This window comes from Microbacterium sp. TNHR37B, from assembly GCF_001620065.1.
In the GTDB taxonomy this organism is placed as follows: Bacteria; Actinomycetota; Actinomycetes; order Actinomycetales; family Microbacteriaceae; genus Microbacterium.
The window spans coordinates 602,199-625,513 of sequence record NZ_LQGV01000003.1 but is presented as its reverse complement, the minus strand read 5'-3'; the positions used below and the strand labels follow the sequence as shown (position 1 = coordinate 625,513).

9 protein-coding genes are annotated in these 23,315 nt (G+C 68.5%); 5 read left to right on the top strand and 4 right to left on the bottom strand.

Annotated elements, in window-relative coordinates; all coding sequences use genetic code 11:
* Positions 1–11 precede the first annotated feature (11 nt).
* Positions 12–2,660: a LuxR C-terminal-related transcriptional regulator gene (locus AVP41_RS11030; protein WP_067164305.1), complete on the top strand. Its 2,649-nt coding sequence runs from the start codon at positions 12–14 to the stop codon at positions 2,658–2,660.
* On the opposite strand, the gene AVP41_RS11025 is transcribed toward AVP41_RS11030, so the two are convergent.
* Complete coding sequence (locus AVP41_RS11025; protein WP_067164304.1) at positions 2,624–3,253, bottom strand: hypothetical protein; 630 nt, start codon at positions 3,251–3,253, stop codon at positions 2,624–2,626. The genes AVP41_RS11030 and AVP41_RS11025 overlap by 37 nt on opposite strands.
* Before the next feature lie 253 nt (positions 3,254–3,506).
* Here AVP41_RS11025 and AVP41_RS11020 point away from each other — a divergent pair, with 253 nt between their 5' ends.
* The gene (locus AVP41_RS11020; protein ID WP_157532459.1) at positions 3,507–8,654 is read left to right on the top strand and encodes an isopeptide-forming domain-containing fimbrial protein; all 5,148 of its coding nucleotides are present in this window, start codon (positions 3,507–3,509) and stop codon (positions 8,652–8,654) included.
* 59 nt (positions 8,655–8,713) lie between these two features.
* On the opposite strand, the gene AVP41_RS11015 is transcribed toward AVP41_RS11020, so the two are convergent.
* Positions 8,714–9,268: an RBBP9/YdeN family alpha/beta hydrolase gene (locus tag AVP41_RS11015; protein WP_197464317.1), complete on the bottom strand. Its 555-nt coding sequence runs from the start codon at positions 9,266–9,268 to the stop codon at positions 8,714–8,716.
* Positions 9,269–9,447: 179 nt separating this feature from the next.
* Between AVP41_RS11015 and AVP41_RS11010 the strand changes: the two genes are divergently transcribed.
* The 3 genes from AVP41_RS11010 to AVP41_RS11000 all read left to right on the top strand — a co-directional run bounded on the left by AVP41_RS11010 (position 9,448) and on the right by AVP41_RS11000 (position 18,990).
* A complete protein-coding gene (locus AVP41_RS11010) occupies positions 9,448–16,062 on the top strand; it encodes a DNRLRE domain-containing protein (protein ID WP_067164298.1) in 6,615 nt (2,204 codons plus the stop codon).
* A 372-nt stretch (positions 16,063–16,434) separates the two neighbouring features.
* Positions 16,435–17,682, top strand: coding sequence for a hypothetical protein (locus tag AVP41_RS11005; protein ID WP_157532458.1), 1,248 nt, complete (start codon positions 16,435–16,437; stop codon positions 17,680–17,682).
* Between the two features lie 72 nt (positions 17,683–17,754).
* Positions 17,755–18,990, top strand: a complete 1,236-nt coding sequence (locus tag AVP41_RS11000) for a hypothetical protein (protein ID WP_067164294.1) — start codon at positions 17,755–17,757, stop codon at positions 18,988–18,990.
* A 7-nt stretch (positions 18,991–18,997) separates the two neighbouring features.
* Here AVP41_RS11000 and AVP41_RS10995 read toward each other — a convergent pair whose 3' ends face one another.
* A complete protein-coding gene (locus tag AVP41_RS10995; protein ID WP_231902733.1) occupies positions 18,998–19,399 on the bottom strand; it encodes a DUF4259 domain-containing protein in 402 nt (133 codons plus the stop codon).
* 1,001 nt (positions 19,400–20,400) lie between these two features.
* The gene (locus AVP41_RS10990; protein ID WP_067164290.1) at positions 20,401–23,301 is read right to left on the bottom strand and encodes a TIM-barrel domain-containing protein; all 2,901 of its coding nucleotides are present in this window, start codon (positions 23,299–23,301) and stop codon (positions 20,401–20,403) included.
* Positions 23,302–23,315 lie beyond the last annotated feature (14 nt).

The window sequence follows — 23,315 nt, the reverse complement described above, 5'->3', positions numbered from 1 at the left end:
TGACTGACCATATGGCGATCAGTGGCGCGCCGCGCATTCCCGCCTCCGCGACTTTTCGACCGCGTCTGCGCGACCGCTTTGCCGGGGAGGCGGCCGTGGTCATCGCGCGGGCTCCCGCGGGGTACGGCAAGACCATCGCGATGGCGCAGTGGGCCGCCGCGACGGAGTCTGCCGGTCTCTGGCTGCGCGTGCGCGGCACTGCCGTCGAGGCGTCCGAGTTCATCCAGCTCCTCGCGGAGGAGCTCTGCGTGGAAGGGGTGGTCTCGGAGGGGGACCCGCTCGGTCTCGCGGCCGAGTCGCTCGCCGCGGGGGCTGACCCGTGGACCCTGCTCCGCGGCGCGCTGCGGCGGATGGGGGACGCGCTCGTGCTCGCGATCGACGGGGTCGACCGGCTCGACCGCACCGTCCAGCGGGCGCTGGCCGATCTCGCCGAAGAGGGCCATCTCCTTCTCCGGCTGACGGCCCGTCGCGCGACGGTCTTCGACGAACCTGCCCTGGGGGTGACGCTCGACGTCGAGACGGTCACCGCCGCCGAGCTCGCGCTGACCCGCGAGGAAGCCGCCGACATGCTCAGGATGTCGCCGTCCGACCCGCTCGTCGAAGAGCTGATGGCGCACGGCGGCGTGCCGCTGCTCGCGAAGCTCGTGCAGCTGTCGCAGGCGGAGCGCAACGCCTCACCGGGGGGCGAGAGCCTGCCGGAGGTCGTCGACTCCTTCATCCGGCTGCGGCTGGAGGGGCCGGACGTCGACGAGGCGTTCCTGCGTTTCGTGACGGTGGCGGCCCTCGCCGAACACCTCGATGCCGCCCTCGCGGCGCAGCTCATGGCGGCCTCGGGACACACGCTCGGGTCGACGGAGGCCGGAAGTGCCGAAGCCGACGCGCGCAGCCTGCTCGACCGCGCCGAGGCCGAGGGGATCGGCTTGTGGACGCAGGGGGCGTCACAGCCGGTGTTCGTCTTCACGCCGCTCGTGCGCGAGGCGTTCGAGCGGCGGCTCCGCGCCGTGGCGGCGGAGAACATCCAGGAGCTCACGATGACGGTCGCCCGGTGGGAGTTCCGCGCCGGGCACGCCTTCGCGGCCCTGAGACGCGCCGTCGAGGCGAGGGACTGGCTGTTCGCGTCGCGGGTCGTGCGGTCGTCGTGGAACGAACTCCTCCGCAACCACGGCCCGCAACTGCGCGAGCTCTTTCGGGACATCCCCCTCTCGGTGCTCCGTCGCTACCCGCTGCTGACCACGCTCCTCGCCCTGGACTACAACCGGACGGGCCGTCATCGCCTCCGGGCGCTGGAGTACTTCGCACTCGCACGCTACGGCGCGCGCATCCAGCGTTCCGCCGCTTCTCCCGCCGATCGGGCTGTGCTCAAGGCGATCGAGACGGCGTCGTTGCGCGTCAGCGGGCAGATGTCGTCGGCGTTCGTCCCCGCCCGCGAAGGCTACGACGCGTTGCTCTCGCTCGGTCCCGGCGACAGGGACGACCTGGGCCGCACCGAAGCAACGCTGTTCAACCAGTTCGGTACGACGTTCTTCTACGCCGGCCGCAGCGACCTCGCTCTGGACGCCTTCGCGCGATCGACCGCGGTGGGGGAGGCCCGTGGCCTGCGTGGCGGGCTGCAGGGGCTCGCCCTGTCGGCGGGAACGCTCGCCGTGACGGGCGACCTGCCCGAGGCTCGCGCGCTGATCCGCCAGGCGGAAGAGCTCGACTGGCCCGACGGGTGGCGCGACGGCTACATGGGGAGCTTCCTGCGCATCGCCCAGGCGATGAGCGCGCTGGAGCGACTCGACCCCGACGCCGCGGAGCGACACATCCGTGCCCTCGACCCTCACCGCGAGACGATCGAGCACTGGCCGTTGCTGGCACACATCGACGCCGTGGTGACGCTGCTGCGCGGGCACACCGATCGGACGCGATTCCAGCTCGAGGCCGAGATCCGTCATCAGCACCGGCGTCGCGCGGTCGGGGCGGAGACGGTCGCGCGGCTGGCTCGCACGAGGTCGCTCGTCGAGCTCGCCGCAGGAAACCCCGTGGCGGCAGAAGCCGTTCTCGAACGCGGCCGCTCGCCGCGCACGACCGTCGGCCTCGCACGGATCGAGCTCGCCCGTCGGCGGCCGGAGGAGGCGTTGCGGCGACTGCTCGACGCGGAGGGGACGGCGGCGAGCGGGGAGCGCTCCGCGCGCGTGATCGGGGAAGACCTCGTGCTGCGTGCCGCCTCGTGGGCGCTGATGGACGATCGTGCGCGGGCAGCGGATGCGACTCGGGCCGCGTTCGAGTACCTCGCCGGACGGGAGCAGGCAATGGCGCTCGTGCTCCTGCCGGCAGATGCTCTCGACGCCGTGCTCGAGATCGCCCGGGAGCGTGGCCTGCGCGCTCCCGTCGCCGATGCCACCCGCCTCCCGCGGGTGATCCCGTCCACGCGGCACGCGGCGACCTTCACGCCGCGGGAGCTGGCGCTGATCCGTGCCCTCCCCGGCGCCAGCAGCAACATCGACCTCGCCGCTCACCTCTCGGTGTCGGTCAACACGGTCAAGACGCAGCTCCGTGGTCTCTACCGCAAGCTCGACGTCGGGACGAGGGAAGAGGCGCTCGCGGCGCTCGAAGCCATGGGGCTGATGGCGGCTCCCGCGCGCTACGACAATCCCGTCTCGCCGGACCCCTTCGGCTGACCACTCTCGCCGGACCCCTTCGGCTGACCACTCTGCGGCGCGCGCGCCCGCCCCACGCCGGCGCGGGCGAGGGCGGCGGCGACCGCGCGGGAGAGCGCGACCACCGCCAGTTCGCCCGCCACGCGCGCGGCGAGCGTGGCGACCAGCATCGCTGCGGTCAGATGGTCGGGCGAGAACACCGTGAGCGAGACCGCCCACAGCGCGATCCCGGCGGACACACCCGCCACGACGAAGCGGGTCTCACGGCGAACGCCGTCGGTGTCCGACGTCCAGATGACCGCGTCGATCACGACCCCGGTGAGGACCAGCGGAATCAGAGCGATCAGGCCGAGGGAGCTCGTCGCGGCGACGAACACCGCCGCGATCGCGCTCGTGATCAGCGCCGTTCCGGGCACCCGCGTCACCCTCCGAGCAAGGAACGGCATGAGGCTGTGGAGCGAGGCAACCAACGCGTAGGCGGGGGGAGCGGCCGGCGCGAGCACGCTGAGGAGCGGGAGGGTGAGCAGGTGGAGGACGGCGTGGATGCCGGCGAGAGCGGCGCAGATCAGCAGCACGCGCGTGGGGACCGCGAAACCGCGGCGGGGGCGACGCATCCTCCCACGCTAGCGATCGACCCCCGCGTTGCCCGCCATCCGCGACGAGGGGTGAAATCGGGGGTGAAATCGCGGGAACGGTGACTCCCGGTGTAGGCGGGCTCGACAAGCTGACCAAGACCCCCGAACATCGGCGCGCCCGCGAACGGCGACGCGACGATCGCGCAGCCGCGAACGCGGCTCGGGGTCGTCCGCGTGTGCGTTCGCCACCGGTCACCGACAGGGGAGAGCCGTCTTGATTTTCCGTCGTGCGATGAAGCGTCATCTTCGGTTTGCGGACCGATCGGCACAGATCGAGGGGGTGTGGCGCGAACGCGTGCGGCGGATGATCGGCGGAGCCGCCGGTGCGGCGGTCGTCGCCTCGTCGCTGGTGGTCGCGGGTGCGGCTTCGCCGGCCGCCGCGGCGGAGCCCTTCGAGTGCGCGCCCGACGCCGTGTACGTGCAGAGCACGTCGGAAGTGCGGGAGTTCACTGTCACCGCGGACGGCGGCGCCCTCAGCAGCACGGGCATCGGCGCGAACCACACCACCAACGGTCTCGGCATCTCTGCCGGGGGCCGGTACGCCTACACCGTCACCAACGCGGCCGGTAACAAGGTGCTCGCCAAGCACGACCGCGTGACCGACACGACCGCGACGACGAGCTTCACGCTCAACTCGTCCGTGCTCCGCGGCGCGGTGCACCCCACGACCGGCGTCTACTACTTCGCGAGCAACACGACGAACAACGCGATCGCCCTGTACGCGTGGAACGAGAACGTCTCGCCGCAGACCTACGTGCAGGTGGGAACGCTCCGCCCGACCGCGGGCAGCAGCGCCTTCGGCTCGAACGGCGACATGGCCTTCAGCGCCTCCGGTCAGCTGGTGCTCGTGGCCGACCGCTACATCTACTCTGCCGACATTCCGCTCGAGCTCACCTCCAGCACCGCGACCATCGGGGCCAAGCAGGTGCACGACATGGGCGCCGGTGTCGAGGGCAACGGCATCGCGTTCGGAAACCTCGGGCACATCTTCGTGTCGGCCGCCAACGACGGTAACCGGATCATCGAGGTCGACCTGGCCCGCGGCGAGACCGTCAACACGACCAGTCTCGGAACCTTCTCGCCGACCGACATGGCCAGCTGCACGTTCCCGAACACGCTGACGCTCAAGAAGAACGTCCCGAGCGGCCGCCACGCCGCGACCGACCAGTTCGGCCTGCGCATCGACTCGCCGAGCGACTACCAGGTGCCGCAGACGAACGCCTCGACCACGGGCACCACCACCGGTGTCCAGCCCGACTACGCCGGCCCGGTCTTCACCAACCAGGGGGACCCCTTCACCCTCTCCGAGAGCGCGGTCGGAACCACTGACCTCTCCCGTTACGCGTCGTCGCTCGTCTGTGAGCAGCTGAACTCCGACGGCTCCACGAGCCCCGTCTCGGTCGGCTCCTCCGGGCAGATCACGCAACCGCAGGGATCCCTCGGCACCGAGGTGGTCTGCACGTTCACCAACGCGCGCCTGGCGCCCTCGCTCGACCTGCGCAAGACGTCCGACCCCGCCGACGGTGCGGCGGTGACCGCGGGTCAGACGATCACCTACACGGTCGAGGCCGAGAACACCGGCAACACGACGCTCGACCCGGTGCAGGTCACCGACGACCTCTCCGGCGTGCTCGCCCACGCCGAGTACCAGGGCGATGTGACCACGTCGATCGACGACGCGCCGGTCTCCGCGGGCGGCGCGACCGTCACCGGCGACACGCTCGCCTGGACGGGAGTACTCGAGCCCGGTCAGGTCGTCACGATCACGTACTCCGTCATCGTGAACGACGACGTCGAGGGCGAGACCATCGCCAACAGCGTGACCGCGTCGGGAACGCCTCCCGGCGGGCTCGACCCGGTCGAGCCTCCCGTCGTGACGGTCGAGCACCCCGTGGCCGGCTTCGAGATCGCCAAGTCGGCAGACCCGGCCAGCGGCTCGGTGGTCGAGCCCGGACAGGTGATCGAGTACACCGTCACCGGCACCAACACGGGTGCCACCACCCTCAACCCGGCCACGATCGCCGACGACCTCTCCGCTGTGCTCGCCCACGCCGAGTACAACGGCGACGTCGCGACGCGGATCGGCGGCACTCCGGTGACCTCCGGCGGCGCGACCGTCTCGGGCGACGACCTCGCCTGGACCGGCACCCTGCAGCCGGGTGAGGTGGTCACCATCACCTACTCCGTCACGGTCGACGACGACGCGTCGGGAGAGATCCTCGCCAACGTGGCGACCGGCTCCGGCACGCCGACGACACCCGACCCGGCGAACCCCGGCGGGCCGCAGATCCCGGGCACCCCGATCCAGCCGCCCTCCGTCGACACGCAGCATCCCGTGATCGGATCGGGCTTCACCGTCGGCAAGACGGCGAACCCGGCCTCGGGAACCGCCGTGAGTGCGGGTGACACGATCCAGTACACGATCGTCGGCACCAACACCGGCGACACCGACCTCGACCCCGCCGAGATCGTCGACGACCTGGCCGGCGTGCTCGATGACGCGACCTACAACGGCGACGTGTCGGCAACGCTCGGCACCGCCACCGTGGCCGGGAACACCCTCACGTGGACCGGGGCGATTCCGCGCGGCCAGGCCGTGACGATCACCTACTCCGTCACCGTGAACGATGGGGTGGAGCGCGCACTCCTGCGCAACACCGTGACGGGCGAGGCCACGCCGCAGATCCCCGAGGATCCGTCCGACCCCGACAGCCCCACCACTCCGGGCACCCCGATCACCCCGCCGCCGGCGGAGACCGAGCACCCCGTCGTGGTCACCGGCTTCGAGGTCGTGAAGTCCGCCGACCCCGCGTCGGGAACGGCCGTCGGCCCGGGCGACACCATCACGTACACGGTCACCGGCACCAACACCGGCAACACCGAGCTGGATCCGGCCTCGATCACCGATGACCTCTCGGCGGTGCTCACGGGCGCGACGCTCGGCGAGGTGTCCGCGACCGTGGGCGACGTCGACGTGGACGGCAGCGCGCTCACGTGGACCGGCACGCTCGCGCCGGGCGCCCAGGTGGTCATCACCTACACGGTCACCGTGAACGATGACGCGACCGGTGTGCTCCTGCGCAACACCGTGACCGGTGAGGCCACACCGCAGATCCCCGAAGACCCGACCGACCCGGAGAGCCCGACCGACCCGGGCGACCCGATCACCCCGCCGCCGGGATCGACCGAGCACCCCGTGGTCAACCCCGGCTTCGAGGTCGACAAGACGGCGAACCCGCAGACCGGCACCGCCGTCGACCCGGGCGAGGTCATCGAGTACACCGTCCGCGGAACGAACTCGGGCGACGTCACGCTCGATCCCGCGCGGATCGTCGACGACCTCAGCTCCGTGCTGACCAGCGCCCGCTACAACGGGGATGTCCAGGCCTCCACGGGAGACGTCACGGTCGAAGACGGAGCACTGCGCTGGGCGGGCACGCTCGCCGCCGGCCAGGACGTCGTCATCACCTACTCGGTGACCGTCGACGCCGATGCGGGCGGCGAGACCGTCCGCAACACGGTGACGGGAGAGGTGACGCCGCTCCTTCCCTCCGACCCGAGCGACCCCGAGAGCCCGAGCACGCCCGGTACCTCGATCGTCCCGCCGCCGGTGAGCACCGAGCACCCGATCAACGAGCCCGGCTTCACGTTCACCAAGTCGGTGGACCCGGCATCCGGTACCGCGGTCGACCCCGGTGCGGTGCTCACCTACACCCTCACCGGCGTCAACACCGGAGAGACGGTCCTCGACCCGGTGGACATCGTCGACGACCTGTCGGCCGTCCTCTCCCACGCAACCTACAACGGTGACGCCACCGCCTCGGTCGGCGACGCGGGGGCACCCGATCCTGTCGTCAGCGGCGACCGCCTCACCTGGAGCGGCGCGCTGGAGGTCGGACAGGCGGTCGTCATCACTTACTCGGTGACCGTGGGCGCCGACGCCGCCGGCGAGGTGCTCGAGAACACGGCGACGGCCACCGCGACGCCGCCGGGCGGAGGGGAACTCACCCCGCCTCCCGGAACGACACGGAACCCGGTGAACGAACCCGGCTTCTCGGTCTCCAAGTCCGCCGACCCTGCCTCGGGCACCGCGGTGGACCCCGGCGACCTCGTCACCTACACCGTGACCGGAACCAACACCGGCGAGACGGCCCTCGATCCCGTGTCGATCACCGACGACCTCCGTGGAGTGCTTGCCCACGCGGCGCTCACTGGCACACCCTCGGTCACGATCGACGGTGCTCCGGCTGCCGCCCCCGTGGTGGCGGGTGAGACGCTCTCCTGGACAGGTGCACTCCCCGTGGGATCTGTCGTGACGCTCACCTACACCGTGGAGGTCGCCGCCGACGCCGGGGGTGCGACGCTGGAGAACTCGGTCACCGGGTCGGCGACGCCTCCGGGCGGAGTTCCGCCGATCGAGACGCCTCCGGCGGTCACCGAGCACCCCGTCAACGCTCCGGGCTTCGAGGTCACCAAGACCTCGGATCCCGCCGCGGGCAGGCGTGTGGATCCGGGGTCGGTCGTCACGTACACCGTGACCGGTATCAACACCGGCGCGACGGCGCTGGACCCCGTCACCCTCGTCGATGATCTGTCGAAGGTGCTGGGCCACGCGGACTTCAATGACGACGCCGTCGCCGCGATCGACGGCGAGCCGGCGGGCGACGTGGTCGCCACCGACGCGCAGCTGAAGTGGGCCGGCGCGCTCGCCGTGGGACAGCGCGTGACGCTGACCTACTCCGTCACCGTCCACGGCGACGCGGGTGGCGCGCTCCTCCAGAACACGGCGACCGGTGTCGCGGTGCCTCCCGGGGGCACCGAGGTGACGCCGCCGCCCTCGGTCACCGAGCACCCGGTCGGACAGCCCGGCTACACCTTCGAGAAGACCTCGGACCCCGGTTCGGGCACCGCGGTCGGTGAAGGCTCCGTCGTCCACTACACCCTCACAGGGGTGAACACCGGAGAGACCCGTCTGGACGAGGTCGTCATCTCCGATGATCTGAGCGGGGTCTTGGACCACGCGACGTTCAATGACGACGTGGCCGTGACGGTGGGGGACCGAGAGGTCGCCGCTCCGTCGCTCGAGGGCACCACGCTCACGTGGAGCGGCGCGCTCGCCGAGGGGGAGACCGTGACGATCACGTACTCGGTCACGGTCAAGACGGGAGTGACGGGCGCGACGCTCCGCAACGTCGCCACCAGCACCGCCACCCCGCCCGGCGGCGAGACGATCACGCCGCCGCCGAGCGCGACCGACAACGAGGTGGAGATCCTCGCCGTGTCGGGTGGCCAGTTCCCGCTGTGGCTGCCGGCGCTCGCGCTGCTGCTGCTGATCGGTGGGGGAGCGCTCCTGCTGCGTCGCCGCTCGGCGACCGAGTGAGCGTGTGCGTGCCGGCGTGACCCCCCGCGCGCCGGCACGCGCGTCCCGACCCCGGGGGCTCAGTGGGTCGGGAGAAGATGCAGCACAGCGGGCAGGGTGGTGACGCCCTCGTCCGCCAGGAAGTGACCGCCACCCGAGACGGTCACTTCCTCGGCCTCGAGTCGTGCCGCCAGGCGATGGGTGAGCGCCGGCGGCACGATCGAGTCGTCGTCCGACACGACGACGCCGCGACGGAGCGTGCGGGCCGCCGTTCGTGCGGTGTCGGGCGTCTCGGCGGTGAAGCCGTCGAGCTGGGGCAGCGCCGGGAGGGGATCGACGAAACCGGCCACCGCGACGTACGCGCCGAGGCTCCAGTCTCCGGCGAGGCGATCGAGCGCGTGGAGCGCCGTCACAGCGCCGAGGCTATGTGCGACGATCGCGAGCTCCGCGGTGGGCGTGCCGATCGCCTCCGCGACCGTCGAGATCCATCGCTCAGCGTCGGGCTCGGACGAATCCGGCAACTCGATGACCTCGACCTTTACTCCGGGAGAGAGCTCATCGCGGATCCAGGGAAACCAGTGATCCGACGGTGAGGCGAGATAGCCGTGGAGGACGAGAACGCGGCGCAGAGTCATGTTCGGAGGAACGAGAGCCACGGCGGCGGCTATTCCCGTGGCCGGCGGAGCCCTCGCGGCCATGGTCCTGAGTGCCCGCTGAGAAAAAACTTGGCGTTCGCTGTAAGGAAATGGGCTCCTGCGGCAACTTCTCTATGACGGCATTCTTCCGTCGTGCTCTCCCACCCGAAGGATCACCCATGCCCACACCCACGATCTTCCGTGCTGCCCAGCCGCGCCACCGGTTCCTCGCGACGATCGCTCGCCGCACCGCCACGTCCATCGGGGCGGGAGTGATCATCACTGCCGGACTCGTCGGCGGCCTCCTCGCTCCGAGCGCCGCCGCTGAGACGGCGCCGGCGCAGCCCACGACGGAGACCCCGGCCTCCACCCAGGCGGAAGAGCGGACGACGGTCGCCGATTCCCCCATCGAAGCGCAGATCGCCGCGAGGGCGCAGGGGGTGCGGGTGGAGGTGCTGTCTGAGCGGACCGAGTCATCGGTGACGTTTGCGGAGCCGGATGGTTCGTTCACGGTGGAGTCGTCCACGGGCGTGGAGAGGGTTCGTGATTCGTCGGGTGAGCACGGGTGGCGTGATGTCGATCTGACGTTGCAGGCGGGGGCGGATGGCGTGGTGCGTCCGGTGTCGCCGGTGTATGACGTGGAGATCCATGGCGGGCAGGCGGGGGATTCCCCGTTGGTGCAGGTGGGTTCGGAGGATGGTTCGGTCGGTTTCGGGTGGCAGGGGGAGCCGTTGCCGGAGCCGGTGCTAGAGGGGTCTCGGGCGACGTATCAGGATGTGGAGCCCGGGGTTGATCTGGTGGTGGAGGCCACGCGGTACGGCTTTGAGCATTACGTGGTGTTGACGGAGAAGCCGGAGGATCCCGCGTCGGTCGCGGTGGAGCTTCCGGTGGTCGCCGATGGGGTGGAGTTCGTTCAGGACGGCGAGCAGGTTGCTCTGGTCACCGATGAGGGTGACACGGTGGGCGCGCTGGGGACGGCGTTCATGTGGGATGCGGAGGCAGATCCGCACGGGGAGGTCTCGCTGCCGGCGGCGGCGGGTGAGGTCGAAGTCGCGGACGTCAGCGTGGAGACCCGGAAGGGTGAGCAGACGGTCGTGGTCACTCCGGGTGAGGAGTTCTTGGAGACGGCGACGTATCCGGTGGTGATCGATCCGAGCGTGACGTTCGCGGGGCCGCGGGACAGTTACGTGTCGACGCAGTTCCCGAATGAGAACTACGCGTCGGCGACGGAGTTGATGTTCGGGACGTATAACTCGGGGACGTACAAGTACCGGGCGTTCTTGAAGTTCAGTGGTCAGCCGATCGCGGGCGCGCAGATCCAGTCGGCGACGCTGCAGCTGTATGGGAACAAGTCGTACAACTGCAATGCGTCGTCGTTCACGGTGCGGGCGTCGTCGGAGACGATGAGCAACGACGACATCACGTGGAACAACCAGCCGAGCACGAACAGCAGCGTGTCGAAGACGTTCTCGGTGGGTGGGAAGGGCGGCGGGTCGGCGTGTCCGGCGGGGTGGATGTCGGCGGTGGACGTCAAGTCGATCGTGCAGAACGCTGCCGACCAGAACAAGACCACGTTCTCGATGCGGTTGACCGCGTCGGAGAGCTCGAACCTGGAATGGCGCCGGATCTCGTCGTCGAACGGGTCGAATCCGCCGAAGCTGAAGGTCACGTACAACCGGCATCCGGGTAAGCCCAGCGCGCCCACGGTGTCGGGGGTGACGACGTCGGGATCGACGAAGTACGCGAACACGCTGACCCCGACGTTCTCGACGAAAGCGACGGACGCCGACGGAGGGACGTTGGCGTACACGCTCGAGGTCTACAAGTCCTCGACGGTCAGTTCCGCCAACCTCGTGACCACCTGCACGAAATCGGGATCTTCGGGCGCGACCGTCTCGTGCGCGGCGCCGTCGGGCAAACTCGCCGACAACTCGTCCTACTGGGTGCGTGCCGTCGTCCGCGACGGCGTGTCCGGATCCAACCCCGGGTACAGCTCGATGGTCGCGTTCAAGACCGCCGTCGGCAAGCCGCCGGCCCCCACGATCTCCTGCCCGAACTACGCCAACGGCTCGTGGACGGACAACCCGCCGTCCTCGAACATCACGTGCACGATCTCCGTCCCCAGCAGTGGCGGCAACAATGCGGCGACCGCCCTCGCTTACCGCGTCGACGGCGCGACCAGCGAGACGGTCAAGTCGGTCACCGCGGGCTCGGGGGGCACCTTCAGCGTCTCGGTGTCGAAGTCGTCCGGAAGCCACCGGATCACGGCGTACACGAAGCAGATCTCGGGCCTCACCTCGGCCACACAGACCTACACGTTCGGCTACGGCAACGCGGCGTTCACGACGCCTGTCGAAGGCGTGAAGACCAACAACTCGGTCCGGTTGTCGGCGACGGCTCCTCCGCTCGGGCAGGCCGCATCCGTGAGCGCGAAGCTGCAGTGGCGTGCCGCTGGTGCATCCGGGTCGGGATGGACCGACGGTGGCAGTGTGCCGACCACCGGCGGCGCATCGACTCCCGTCGAGGTGAAGAACTTCATCTGGCAGACCCAGTCGGCGGTCACCGATACGAGTTCGGGCTCGTCCGTTGCTCTCAACCCCCGCGTGCCTGTCCTCCTGGAGGTGCGGCTGTGCTTCACCTACGCCTCGGTCGGTACTCAATGCACCGATGACAACGGGGTGGGCGCCACCGTGCTGCGGGTTCCGCACGCCTTCGGAGGAGGCTTCCCGACGGCCGAAGCCGGCCCCGGCCAGGTGGCGCTCTGGACCGGTGAGTTCAACATGAGCGAGACCGACGTGACCGTGCCGACTCCGGAAGGTGCGCTGTCGGTGTCGCGTTCGCACTCCACGTTCGACGGCCCCGTTCCCGGCGGCTACGGCGTCTTCGGGCCCGGATGGACGGCATCGTTCGACGGTTCGGGCGAGGGAGGCGCATCGCTGACCGTGGTCGACAGCACCACCATCGATGGCACCATCGCGTTCGTCGACGACGAGGGAGACCCCCTCGTATACCGGCAGCCCGGAGGCAAGAAGCTCGACGCTCCCACAGGCTCCTATAGCGCGGTGGACGAAGACACCGCCTTCATGGAAGCCAAGGTGACCGTTGCGGGAAGCGGGACGGGGCGCACTCTGACGCTCAAAGAGATCGACGGGACCATCACGACCTGGAAGATCCTGTCACAGGGTGATCCGCGCTTCCGCTGGACGCCGGTCTCTGTGCAAGAGCCCGGCGGGCTGGGCAAGACGACCTACACGGCCGACGCCCAGGGACGCGTGACGCGCATCCTCGCCTCGGTGCCCGACGGAGTGACGTGCACCACCCTGGTCGCGGGGTGCCGCGCGCTCGAGGTGACGTACGCGTCGTCGACGACCGCGACATCCTCCTCCCCGGGAGATGTGTCCGGCCAGGTCAAGAGCATCGCGTACACGGCGTTCGATCCTGATGCCACTCCGACCCCCGGCATGCGAACGACCGTCGTCGCCCAGTACACGTATCACTCGAACGGGCGACTGGCCACCGTGACCGACCCGCGCCGGCCGGGCCTCTCGACCAGCTACACATACTCGGTCAGTGGAACCGACGTGACGCGCCTGACCGGCGTCACCAATGCCGGACTGGCGCCCTACGGCTTCTCGTACACGACCGGAACCGATCTGCGGCTGGCGAAGGTCACCCGCGGGGGCGCCGCGTCGGGGCAGCCCACGTCGACGGTGACGAGCTTCGTCTACGGGATCGACCCGACCCAGACCGTGTCCGGGCTCCCCGACCTGAGGGCGACGAGTGTCGCCCGCTGGAAGCAGGAGCGGGTGCCCACCTACGGCGCGGCGGAGTTCGGCCCCGACCGGCCCCTCACCACGACCGACCCGTCGCAGCTCTCGGCAGCCGACTGGCGCTTCGCGTCGATCCAATACACGGACGACGAGGGCTACACCGTCAACAGTGCGGAGTACGGCGCAGGGGCATGGCAGCTCACCGCGACCGACTACGACGATCTGGGTAACGTGGTGCGCTCCTTCGACAACCGGGGAATCCGCGCCGTGATCGACCGCGCGGCCGCCGATCCCACGGACACCTTCGACGCATCGGAGTATGCGACGGTCACGCGGTACAACGGCGCGATGTCGATCGCAGGCACCGCCGTGGCGGCCGGCATGTTCGTCACCGACTCCTGGGCGCCGGCAGAAGACGCGGTCCTCTCAGACGGTGAATCGCAACGCGTGCGGGCACACACCACCTACGTGTACGACCAGGGGGCCCCGGGCAGTGGGATCGACGCTGTCACGGGTCAGCGGTGGGGGCTGGTGACGTCCACCACGGTGGGTGCAGCAGCACCCGACTCGGCGACCACCGATCCGGACGTGTCCGTTCCCGCCGACATCGAGACCGTCTCGCAGACCAAGAGCGGTTACAGCCCCATCGACGGGAGTTCGGCGACGGGTGACACCTCGGGGTGGCGATTGGGGGCTTCCACGTCGAACACGCTCGTGATGGGCGGTTCGTCGAGCAACGACATCGTGACGAAGACGCGCTACGACAAGAGCGGTGGCGTGGTGGAGTCCCGTGCTCCGTTGTCGCAGGGAAACGACGAAGCGACGACGCTCTCCATTGACTACACCGCTGGAGCGAACGCGCAAGATGCGGCCTGCGGCAACAAGCCCGAATGGGCCGGACTTCCGTGTTGGAATGGCGCCGCGACCGCTCCAGCCTCCGGCGGTGATCTCCCCGACTCCCGCGTGACCAAGTACACCTATCTGCTGCAGCAGGCCGAGGTCGTCGAGACGTCGGGGTCGGGTTCGAACGTGGTGGAGCGGACGACGACGACCACCTACGACACCGCGGGCCGTGCCGTGACGACGGACGCGACGGTCTCGGGGGCGCTCAGCGCGGCGCCCGAGCCTGCGATCCGCACCGTGTACAGCGCGACCAACGGCCTGGTCACCGGCACCGAAGCCCTCGACGCTCAGGGTAACGTCACGGCATCGGAGACGGTAGAGCACGATCTCTGGGGTCGGGTGACGAAGGAGACCAACCAGCTCGGAGATGTGACCACAACCACGTACGTCGCGCCGGGGCAGCCCGGAGCGGGCCAGGTAGCCTCGACCACCAGTCCCACTCTCGGAACGGTGACCTACACGTACGACGGGAACGACGCCAACGGGCAGCCGGAGTACCGAGGCCTCGTCACCCGCATGACGGTGTCGGGAGTCGGTGAGTACCGGGCCGCGTACGACGATCAGGCCGCGATGACGGTGCAGACCGCTCCCGGCCAGATCACTCAGCGTTTCGTCTACGACGACCTGGGTCAGCTCGTGGAGCAGCTCTACGAGGGCAAGGTCACCACGATCGACCCCGACACCGAGGCGGTGACGGTCGGTCGTGGCACATGGTTGTCGTGGTCTCGCGAGTATGACTTCCAGGGCCGCGTCGTGCGTGAGTGGGCGCCGATGACCATGCTGAGTGGCAGTGGGGAGGATCCCACTCGGGAGTATTCCTACGATCGGGCGAGCCGCCTCACGCGTGTGGTTGATCGTGCCGGCGAGGAGTGCGAGGTGCGCGAGTACGGCTTCGACAAGCAGGGCAACCGGACCTCGCTGACGACGACCGGCGTGGATGAGACCGGTGAGTGCGGCAGTGGGTCTACTTCCACGAAGAACTGGTCGTACGACCTCTCTTCGCGGGTGTTGACGGCCGGTGACGGTCAGAGCGCTTACACGCATGATCTCTTCGGCCGGGTGACGGTGCTTCCTGCGGCTGACGCCCCGGACCCGGCGAAGGGTGATGTCTCGCTCGGGTACTTCGAGTCGGATGCGCCGCGTTCGATTACTCAGGGCGCGCGGTCGACCACGTTCTCGCTGGATGTGGCGGGTCGCCGGCTGGTGGAGACGGTGACGCTGTCGGGTGTGGTGACCTCCACGGTCACGCGTCACTATGCAGGGTCGTCGGATTCGCCGTCGAAGGTGGTCGATGTCACGCCGGATGGCACGTCGACCACGCGGTACACCCCGGCGTTGGGGTCGGGTCTGGGCGCCACGGTGGCCGACGACGGCTCGGTGGAGCTGGCGGTGGACGATCCTCACGGTGACGTCATCACGATGATTCCGCTCGCGTCGGCCTCCGCGGCGGCGGAGGAGATCTCGGGATGGGGAGTGTTCGACGAGTACGGGTCGCCCATCCAGACCGCGAACACGACCGCAGTGGACACGGGTGTCGTGGACTACGGCTGGTTGGGTTCCCATGAGCGGGCGACCGATGAGACGGGCCTGATGCTCATGGGTGCCCGGTTGTACAACCCGGTGACGGGCCGGTTCTTGTCTGTCGACCCGGTCGAGGGTGGCAACGAGAACGCGTACAACTACCCCAACGATCCGATCAACCGCTTCGACACGACGGGGTTGAGCGAAAGTGGGATCAACGCTCTGCTGAACCAAATATGGGCACTCACCGAGGAGATTCTTCGACGTCAGGACGAGCTACTGCGAGACAAACGCAACCTGCCCATACGCGGCAAGATGTCAATCGAAGGTCATGTTCAACAGATAGGTGATAAGCAGCGCGCGCTCAAGAAGAAAATCGCGAGCTACACGGGGGCGGGAGGAAAAATGTCGCTCGTGCATGAAAAGGCTCGGAGTGCAGCCCGGTTGAAGGTGAAGTTGCCAAAGAAGCATCGAGCAGACTATTACGTCGCGAGGCAGGGGACGAAGCTAGTTGTCCGAGAGGTGCGATGGGGATTTAGGGGGGGCTCCGGTGGCGGCCGCGGAAGTTGGATTGGGAGGATATGGCCCTGGCGCAGGTGAGGTTCACTGAAACACACGCTACGAGTCAATGTCGCTTTGCGCTACGGAGTACAGTGTTGCGGATTGCGTGCTTGAGCGGTACGCTGGCCATGGATCGCGGCCGACCGTAATTGGCACTCGGTTCCGGGTGAGAGTCCCGGCCGAGTCCCCCGAGGGGGGTCGCGGTCCCCTCCTCCGTGCGCTCACGCCTCAGGCTCACATTTGTTTGCTTCCGGGTTCTGCGTCACTTCATGAGACCGGAAGGCTTCGGAGGATGGATAGCTGATGATGCCGAGTGTTGATGATGGACCACGATGTGTTCGCCTGTCGTGAGCCATGACTGTTTTCCAGTAGCTGAGACTGAATCTAGCTAGATAGTCGGGGAGGGCTGCCGTGTCTGGAGTGCCCGAAATGCCGGTGGCGGAGGATGAGGGCTTCACGTCCGGTTCGGTCTTGTGGGATGACCGCCTGTCTGGTGCCGTGGAGTGGTCTCGATCGGCGCCGTGGGAGCGACCGCATCCGGAGGATTCGTCGGCGCCGCGGGGATGGCTCGTCTGGCGGGGGGAGTGGCCGTGGTCGGTGACTCCAGACCTGGTCGACCTCGCGTGGTCGCGGTATGGGATCGGCGTTCGCGTCCTGGCCGAGCGCGGTGAGGTGGATCTGCGTCTGCTGCGTCATCACCTCCCACGGATGGGGCGCCTCCAGGTCCGGCGTCAGGGTGACGGGACCGTATCCGGGTGGGGCGTGTTGCCGCGTGCGCGGAACTTGAAGGTTCTCGAGATCCCGCACGACCTCGACGAGGAGGCGGACCTGTCCCGCTTGTTCTCGCTCCGTCGGTACAGCGGGCCTTCGCATAGTGCGTGGGGAGGAGTCCTGGGCGGTGCGGCACTCGAGCAGGCCGAGGTGGGGGAGGTGGCCGGCCGGATCGAGGCGCCGCTGCGCAGCCTGCAGGTGAGCGGCCCGGGAGTGACGCATCTGCCGGAGCTCGCGCACCCCGAGAGTCTCCGCGCAGTGACCGTCGATGCGGGAGCGGAGTTCGATCTGACGTCGCTCTCGGTCGCTCCGTGGCTTCAGGAACTCGTCGTCTTCGGGCGAAATCTGACCGGGTTGTCGGCCGTGACCGCACTGCGCAAGCTCACGCGGGTGACCCTGGAGGGACGATCGGACGAGGACGTGCGCGTGCTGAGCGGGATCGATGCGCCCGACGTGTTCCTGGCGCTCGGGCCGCGACCTCCGCAGGAGCTCGTGGACGTCGCGATCCGACGAGGATGGAGGATCGAGTTGTCCGCCCGGGAGGAGCGGGAGGCCTACCGGCGGCTCGGACTGTCGTCGCCGCACGACCACCCGGACACCGAGATGCGGTGGTTCGAGGGAGTCGGTGAGGTCGTGCTCTCCGCGGAAACCCCTGACTTCACCTTCACGGTGTACGAGGAGGACCTTCCGCCAGGCATGTCGGGCACCGAGGCGGAACGCGTGTTGCTGCAGCGCGTCCGTGAGCGACGGGGCGCCCGTGTCGTCCGCGCTCTCCGCCGGTTCAGCACCGAGAAGCGCGTGGTGCTTCGAGGCTCCACCGCCGCCGTCCGATGGAAGCACCTCGCCGACGAGGCGACCGCCCTGTTCGACGACCACGATCGCGGCTGACGCGCCGTCATTACTGCGGTCCACGTGGAGCCCACCTCCGGAGAGGTCCCGAGAGAACCGCTGAGGTTCCCCATGGTGTGCAGCGATGACGACCCTGTGAGGGTCGAAGATCTAAAGGTCCGCGACGGCGAGGTCGAGAGCGATGAGCCGTTCGGCTGGGACGAGCGATTCACTCCGTTCGTGGAATGGGAGAGCCCGAGCTGGCCGTTGTTTCACCGGCCGGGGTGGTTCGTGTGGCGTGGGGAGAAGCGTTGGTCGGTGACACCGGAGATGGTGGAGCAGGCTTGGGCGCTGTATCGGATCGGAGCTCGCGTCAGTTGCCCCGATGGGGTGACTGCGGACCTCTCGGACCTTCGCGATCATCTGCCGCGGATGCGGTCTCTCCGTATCGATCCGTGGAGTGAGGTCGTGGGATATCGAGACCTCCGGCGCGCGAGAGCGTTGGAGTTGCTCGATATCCAGGAGCCGGAAATATCGGAAGAGGCCGACTTGTCTCGTTTGTGGGGGTTGCGTCAGTATTACGGGCCCTCTTTCGGAAAGTGGTCCAGTGTCCTCTCCTTGCCGTGGCTCGAGCAATTGCAGGTCGACGAAGCGATCAGTCCGGTTGCCGGCCCGGTTCGTTTCTTGGCGCTGCGCTCGCGGCGAGTATCTCGACTTCCGGAACTGTGCCAGCCGTCAGCACTTCGGGAGCTGCACGTGATGCAAGCGCGGGAGTTCGACTTCTCGTCGCTGTCGCCCGCTATCGGGCTGAACGTGATCAATGTGACGGTATCTCGCCTGGTGGGGTTGGAAGCACTGACGAAGATCCCCACCCTCACCGAGGTAACGATCGAGGGTCGGACGGAGGAGGACTCAGCCGTGCTGGCACAGATGACCGCTCCGAAGGCGACCCTGATCATCAAGCCGAAGCCGGGCCCCGAGTTGATTACTGCCGCTGCCCTCAAGGACTGGGGCCTGGAAGTGCCCGACCGGGAGATGCGCGCCGCGTACAAGGCGTTGGGTCGGGTGTTCCCCCCGGATCGTCCGACCCGCGTCGAGGCCGGGCATCTCGTGCTCGTGGGTCCGCCGTACTGGGGGACGCTCACGTCCGAGGCGGAGGATCTTCCGGCGGGTTTGTCGGGGACACGGGCCGAGGAGCTTCTGGTGGAGCGGATTCGCGCGCTGGAGGGGGACGAGATCGCCGACGCGATCGAGAGACACAGTACGGGCAGCCGGATGGTCGTGCGTTTCCCCACGGAGATCGTGTGGAGTCAGGTGGTCGTCGACGAAGCTGCCGCGTTGTTCGCGGAGCGCGCGGCGGAGGCCTGAACCGGGTTCAGCGCGAGAGCGCGGCGTTGATGCGGCCGAGCGCGTCGCGCCATGCGTCGAGGTCGTCTGCCTCGGCCCAGAGCTCCGCTGAGGCAGACCCGTCGTCGCGGACGACGCGGAGGGCGTCGCGGGCGAGGGTCACGGTCTCGGCCGGTGGCGCCCCGACGCGCTCGACGAACGCAGTCACCGACTCGGTGTAGCTGTCGTCCTGCGTGGGGGAGCCGAGCCCGTGAGCCACGGTCTCGGCCGCCGCCACCACGATCGCCTCGGTGTCTTCGTCGGCGTCAGAGGCCGCCAGGAAACCCCGCAGCACCTCCGTGACGAACTCCCACGATTCGGCGTCGTCCAGCTCCCAGCCCCAATCGGCGGCGGTGTCGTTTCCGAACGGTTCCTCGCTCCATGCCCCCATGCGTCCGAGCGTAGCGATTCGAACCGCCGGTACGCGAGGCATTCGGCTAGAAGGCGCCGGTTTTCTGATGCCCTCGCACTCGATCGCGCTCGACGCCAGGTTGACGTCTCCCTCGTTCGCGCTGAGGTCTGAAGTCCACCCGATGCCTCGACGACCAGCGTCTACGATGGGGTTGGACGAAGCAGGAACATGCATGGGAAACGATCCAGTCGACGTGCAAGCGTCACGTTGGCGAACGTTGGCCGTCATGGGTCTCTATGCCCAGGTTCCGACACGGGAGGGTCTCACACTTCTCGATGAGAGAACCGTCCCACTGGCTGCCTCGGATCTGCTTGCTGTGGCCCCTGAATATCCGCCGCAGCTCGCATTGCTGGCTGCTATGCCCGCCGACAGTCCGCCGGTGGATATCCGCGAGGCGCTCGTCAGTGTCCTCGATCACGGTGGCCTAGGTCTGTCGGCGGGAGGACGCGAACTCGCCGCGCGACTCACGGGATACTGGCTGCAATGTCTCGAAGAGCAGGCTGGGAACGCCGTCGACCTGATCTACCTCATTACGCTCTATGGCACGTCTGACTGGTTGCTGTCTCAGCCCCGTATGGCGCGACTTCCGAGACATCGACCTACAGGCGAATCTCCTCACCGCCGCCTCAGACGTGCCTGGCTCGAACTGGTGCAGTTCGTTCATACAGCGGAGCATTTTCAGCGTGAGGTAGATCGGACGGCCGCGGCCCGGCTGGCTGCACGAGTTCTCGACTGCGCTCACGCAGAGGGAGTTGTGGGGCTGAGTCGAGATACCGGGCGAGCCACCTTCATACCGCCGCGTGAGGGCTGGATGTAGGCTAGCGCGTTCTTCGCCGGAGACACGCGCGCATGCGCCGGCGAGAGCTGTCGTGTTCTCGAAGGAGATTCCGGACGCGTCTCACGGCTCGTCCCCCGTTCTCCCACCCGGACTGACCGGGTGGGAGAACGGGGGACGAACCGCTGCGGCGCGAGGTGCCCGGCTAGAAGGCGCCCGTCGTGATTCCGGCGGACCCCGATGGCGGAGTGTTCAACACGTTGTTGCCTCCGGGCTCCCACGCATCGGCCGTGTTCGGGTTGCCCGCTTCTTGCCGTTTGATGCACTTCCACTCGATCGCGCTCGACGGCGGAAGGTTCTCGATCACGCCCGTCCAGGTGGGGTACGCGCTGGGGGTGAGCTTGACCGCGCTCGCCGGCGACCAGTTGCCCAGCTGCGGGATGTTGCCCACGACGTAGACCGACTGGCCGAAGGTGGTCGTCGCGAACTCACACGCGAAGGTCGCCCACACCGGGTCTTCGCCCAGTGTGAAGGCGAAGGTCTTCGCGGTGCCCACCGAGCTGCTGGCCGCCTTGGCGATCACGGTGTTGCCGCCCGCGTTGTACCACCCGCTGCTCGCGGCGTCGAACGCGGCCTTGTTGGCGTGCTCAGTGAGCGTGCTGCCGTTGAGGGTCACGGAAGCGGCCTGCGTGTCGTCGGTGACGAGCTTGACGACCGTCGGGCGCGACGACGGGGCGCCGGTGTACGTGCCGGAGGCCGCGCCCACGGTGACGGTGGCGACGCTCCCGGTCATCGACTGGCTGATCTCCGTCGTGCGCACCGCGCCGCTCTGGTACGCCGTGCTGGTGCCGTCGTCTTCGTACAGCGTGAAGCTGGACGCGGTGTCGTCGGCGTAGACGGTCGTGATCTGCTCGTTGTGCAGGGTCGAGTCGGAGCGCAGGCCCGTGATGTCCTTCGTCTCGGCATCCACGTACGCCTGCGGGATGATCGCACCCGCTCGGGCGTAGGCGGGCAGGGTGAACACGCCGTTCCGCCACAGCGGCACGTCGGAGATCCACTGGCCCGTGCTGGAGATGCGCTCGTTCGTATGGATGTCGATCCAGTCGCCCGCCGGCAGGTACACGTCGCGCTCCCGCTCGCCGGATCCCGCCACGATCGCCACCATCAGGTCGCGGCCCAGCATCTTCTGGTGGCCCATCTCCCGCACGTTGTCGTCGTTCTGGTAGTAGTACACGAGCGGGGGTGCGAGCGGTTCGCCGTACCGGTTCGCGCGGTGGGCGAGCGAGTACGTGTAGGGCGCGTTCTCGTAGCGCCGCACGAGGTTCGCGCGGTTGCTGTCGACGTCGCCGATCGCGTCGGGCGTGGTCTCCAGGCAGTTGCAGAGGTTCTCGGTGTGCGGACGCAGGGGAGTGTCGAACCAGGCGCTGTCGGCGAACCACTGCGTGTACAGCTCGTCGGCGTCGGCGTCGAGCATCTCTCGGCGGAAGCCGCCGACGTCCGACCCGTAGTAGTCGATGCCCGACATCGACATGTGCATCTGGGTGTTCTGCTGGGACGCGAGGGCCTTCATCGTCGACCCGATGTCAGCCGACCACATGGCCGTGCCGAACCGCTGGATGCCACCGGCCGCTGCCCGCGAGAGCAGGAACGGTCGGGCGTCCTCGTCGTTGCGGTCATAGCCGTCGGCGATGCTCTGGGCCCACAGCAGGTTGTAGGCGTTGTGGTAGTCGGCGTGCGCGTGCTTGCCGGGGATCACTCCCGCGGTCCAGTCGTTCGCGTCATACATCTCCGGCTCGCCGAGGTCGAGCCAGTGCCCCGTCACGCCCTCGTCCACGAGGTGCTGGCGCTGCTCGTCGTGCCAGGCGGCACCGGCGGCGGGCTGCGTCCAGTCGATCATCCCGCCCTTGCCCCACCACGGGTTGCCGGTCAGGTACACCGGAGCGCACGTGGAGCACCCGGAGCGCACGAGGTAGCCATCGGCGGCCATATCGGCGTGCTCCGGCAGGTTCTTGCCGATGTAGGACTCCTCGATCGGGATGATGCCGACGCCGTCCGCCTTGAGAGCGGCGATCTTCGAGGCGGGATTCGGGAACTTGGTCGTGTCCCAATCGAGGGTGCCCATGCGCGTGTTGTCGGAGTTGGCGGTCACACCCCCGAACCACTGGACGTCGAGCATGGCGCCGTCCACCGGGAAGTCGGCCGCGCGCAGGCCCGAGATGGTGTCGTCGAGCTCCGACCAGTCGTCGTAGCCGAACTCCGACACCCACAACCCGAACGCCTTCTTCGGGGGCACCGGCGGGGTGCCGGTGAGCTCCATGTAGTCCTCGCGGAGGTCGGGAAGGTCCGGCCCCGACATCAGGTACCAGCGCACCTGGTCGCCCCACGTGCGCATCGTCCACGGATCGCCGGTGAGGTTCCACTCCTGCTTGTAGAGCTGGTCGACGAACAGGCCGTAGTTGGCGTTGTCGTCACCCAGGGCGAACAGCACCGGGATCTGTGTGTTCCCCACCGGGCCGTTCTCGGCGTCGTAGACCATCGCGTTGCCGTACGTGCCGCCGGGGGAGCGGACGCGGCCCACCCAGTCGCCGTCGGCGCTCGCGCCCGTGAAGAACTGCTGGCCGAGGCCGTAGGCGTTCTCCATCGACGACTTCGTGATGTTGAGGCCCTTCCACGCCTGCGTGAGGTCGACCGGGCAGGTCGTCTGCAGCACGAGGTTCGGCGTGCGGGTGATGTCGGTCGCCGTCACGCACAGCGTCGACGTGTTGACCTCGAGCCGCAACCCCGCCGTCTGGATCGTGCCGCCGCTGCGCGAGTAGGTCTCGGGCCCGGGGTAGTTCGTCTTGGCGATCTGCGGCGTCGTGAACAGCGCCGTCGACGTTCCCGGCGGCGTGCCGCTCCCGGCCACCTCGAAGTGCACGAGGTCGTCGTCGAGCACCTCGACCACGAGGTAGCTCGAGCCGGAGGTGAACTGGGCGCGTTGGACGCCGAGCGGCGCGGCGGTGGCGGGCTCGGCATCCGCCCATCCGTTGAGTGCGGTGAGGGAGGCCGCCGCGATCGACGCGATGGCGAGGGTCGCGATGCGGCGCCGCAGGGTCAGAGTGTTCATCGGGGGTCTCTCCA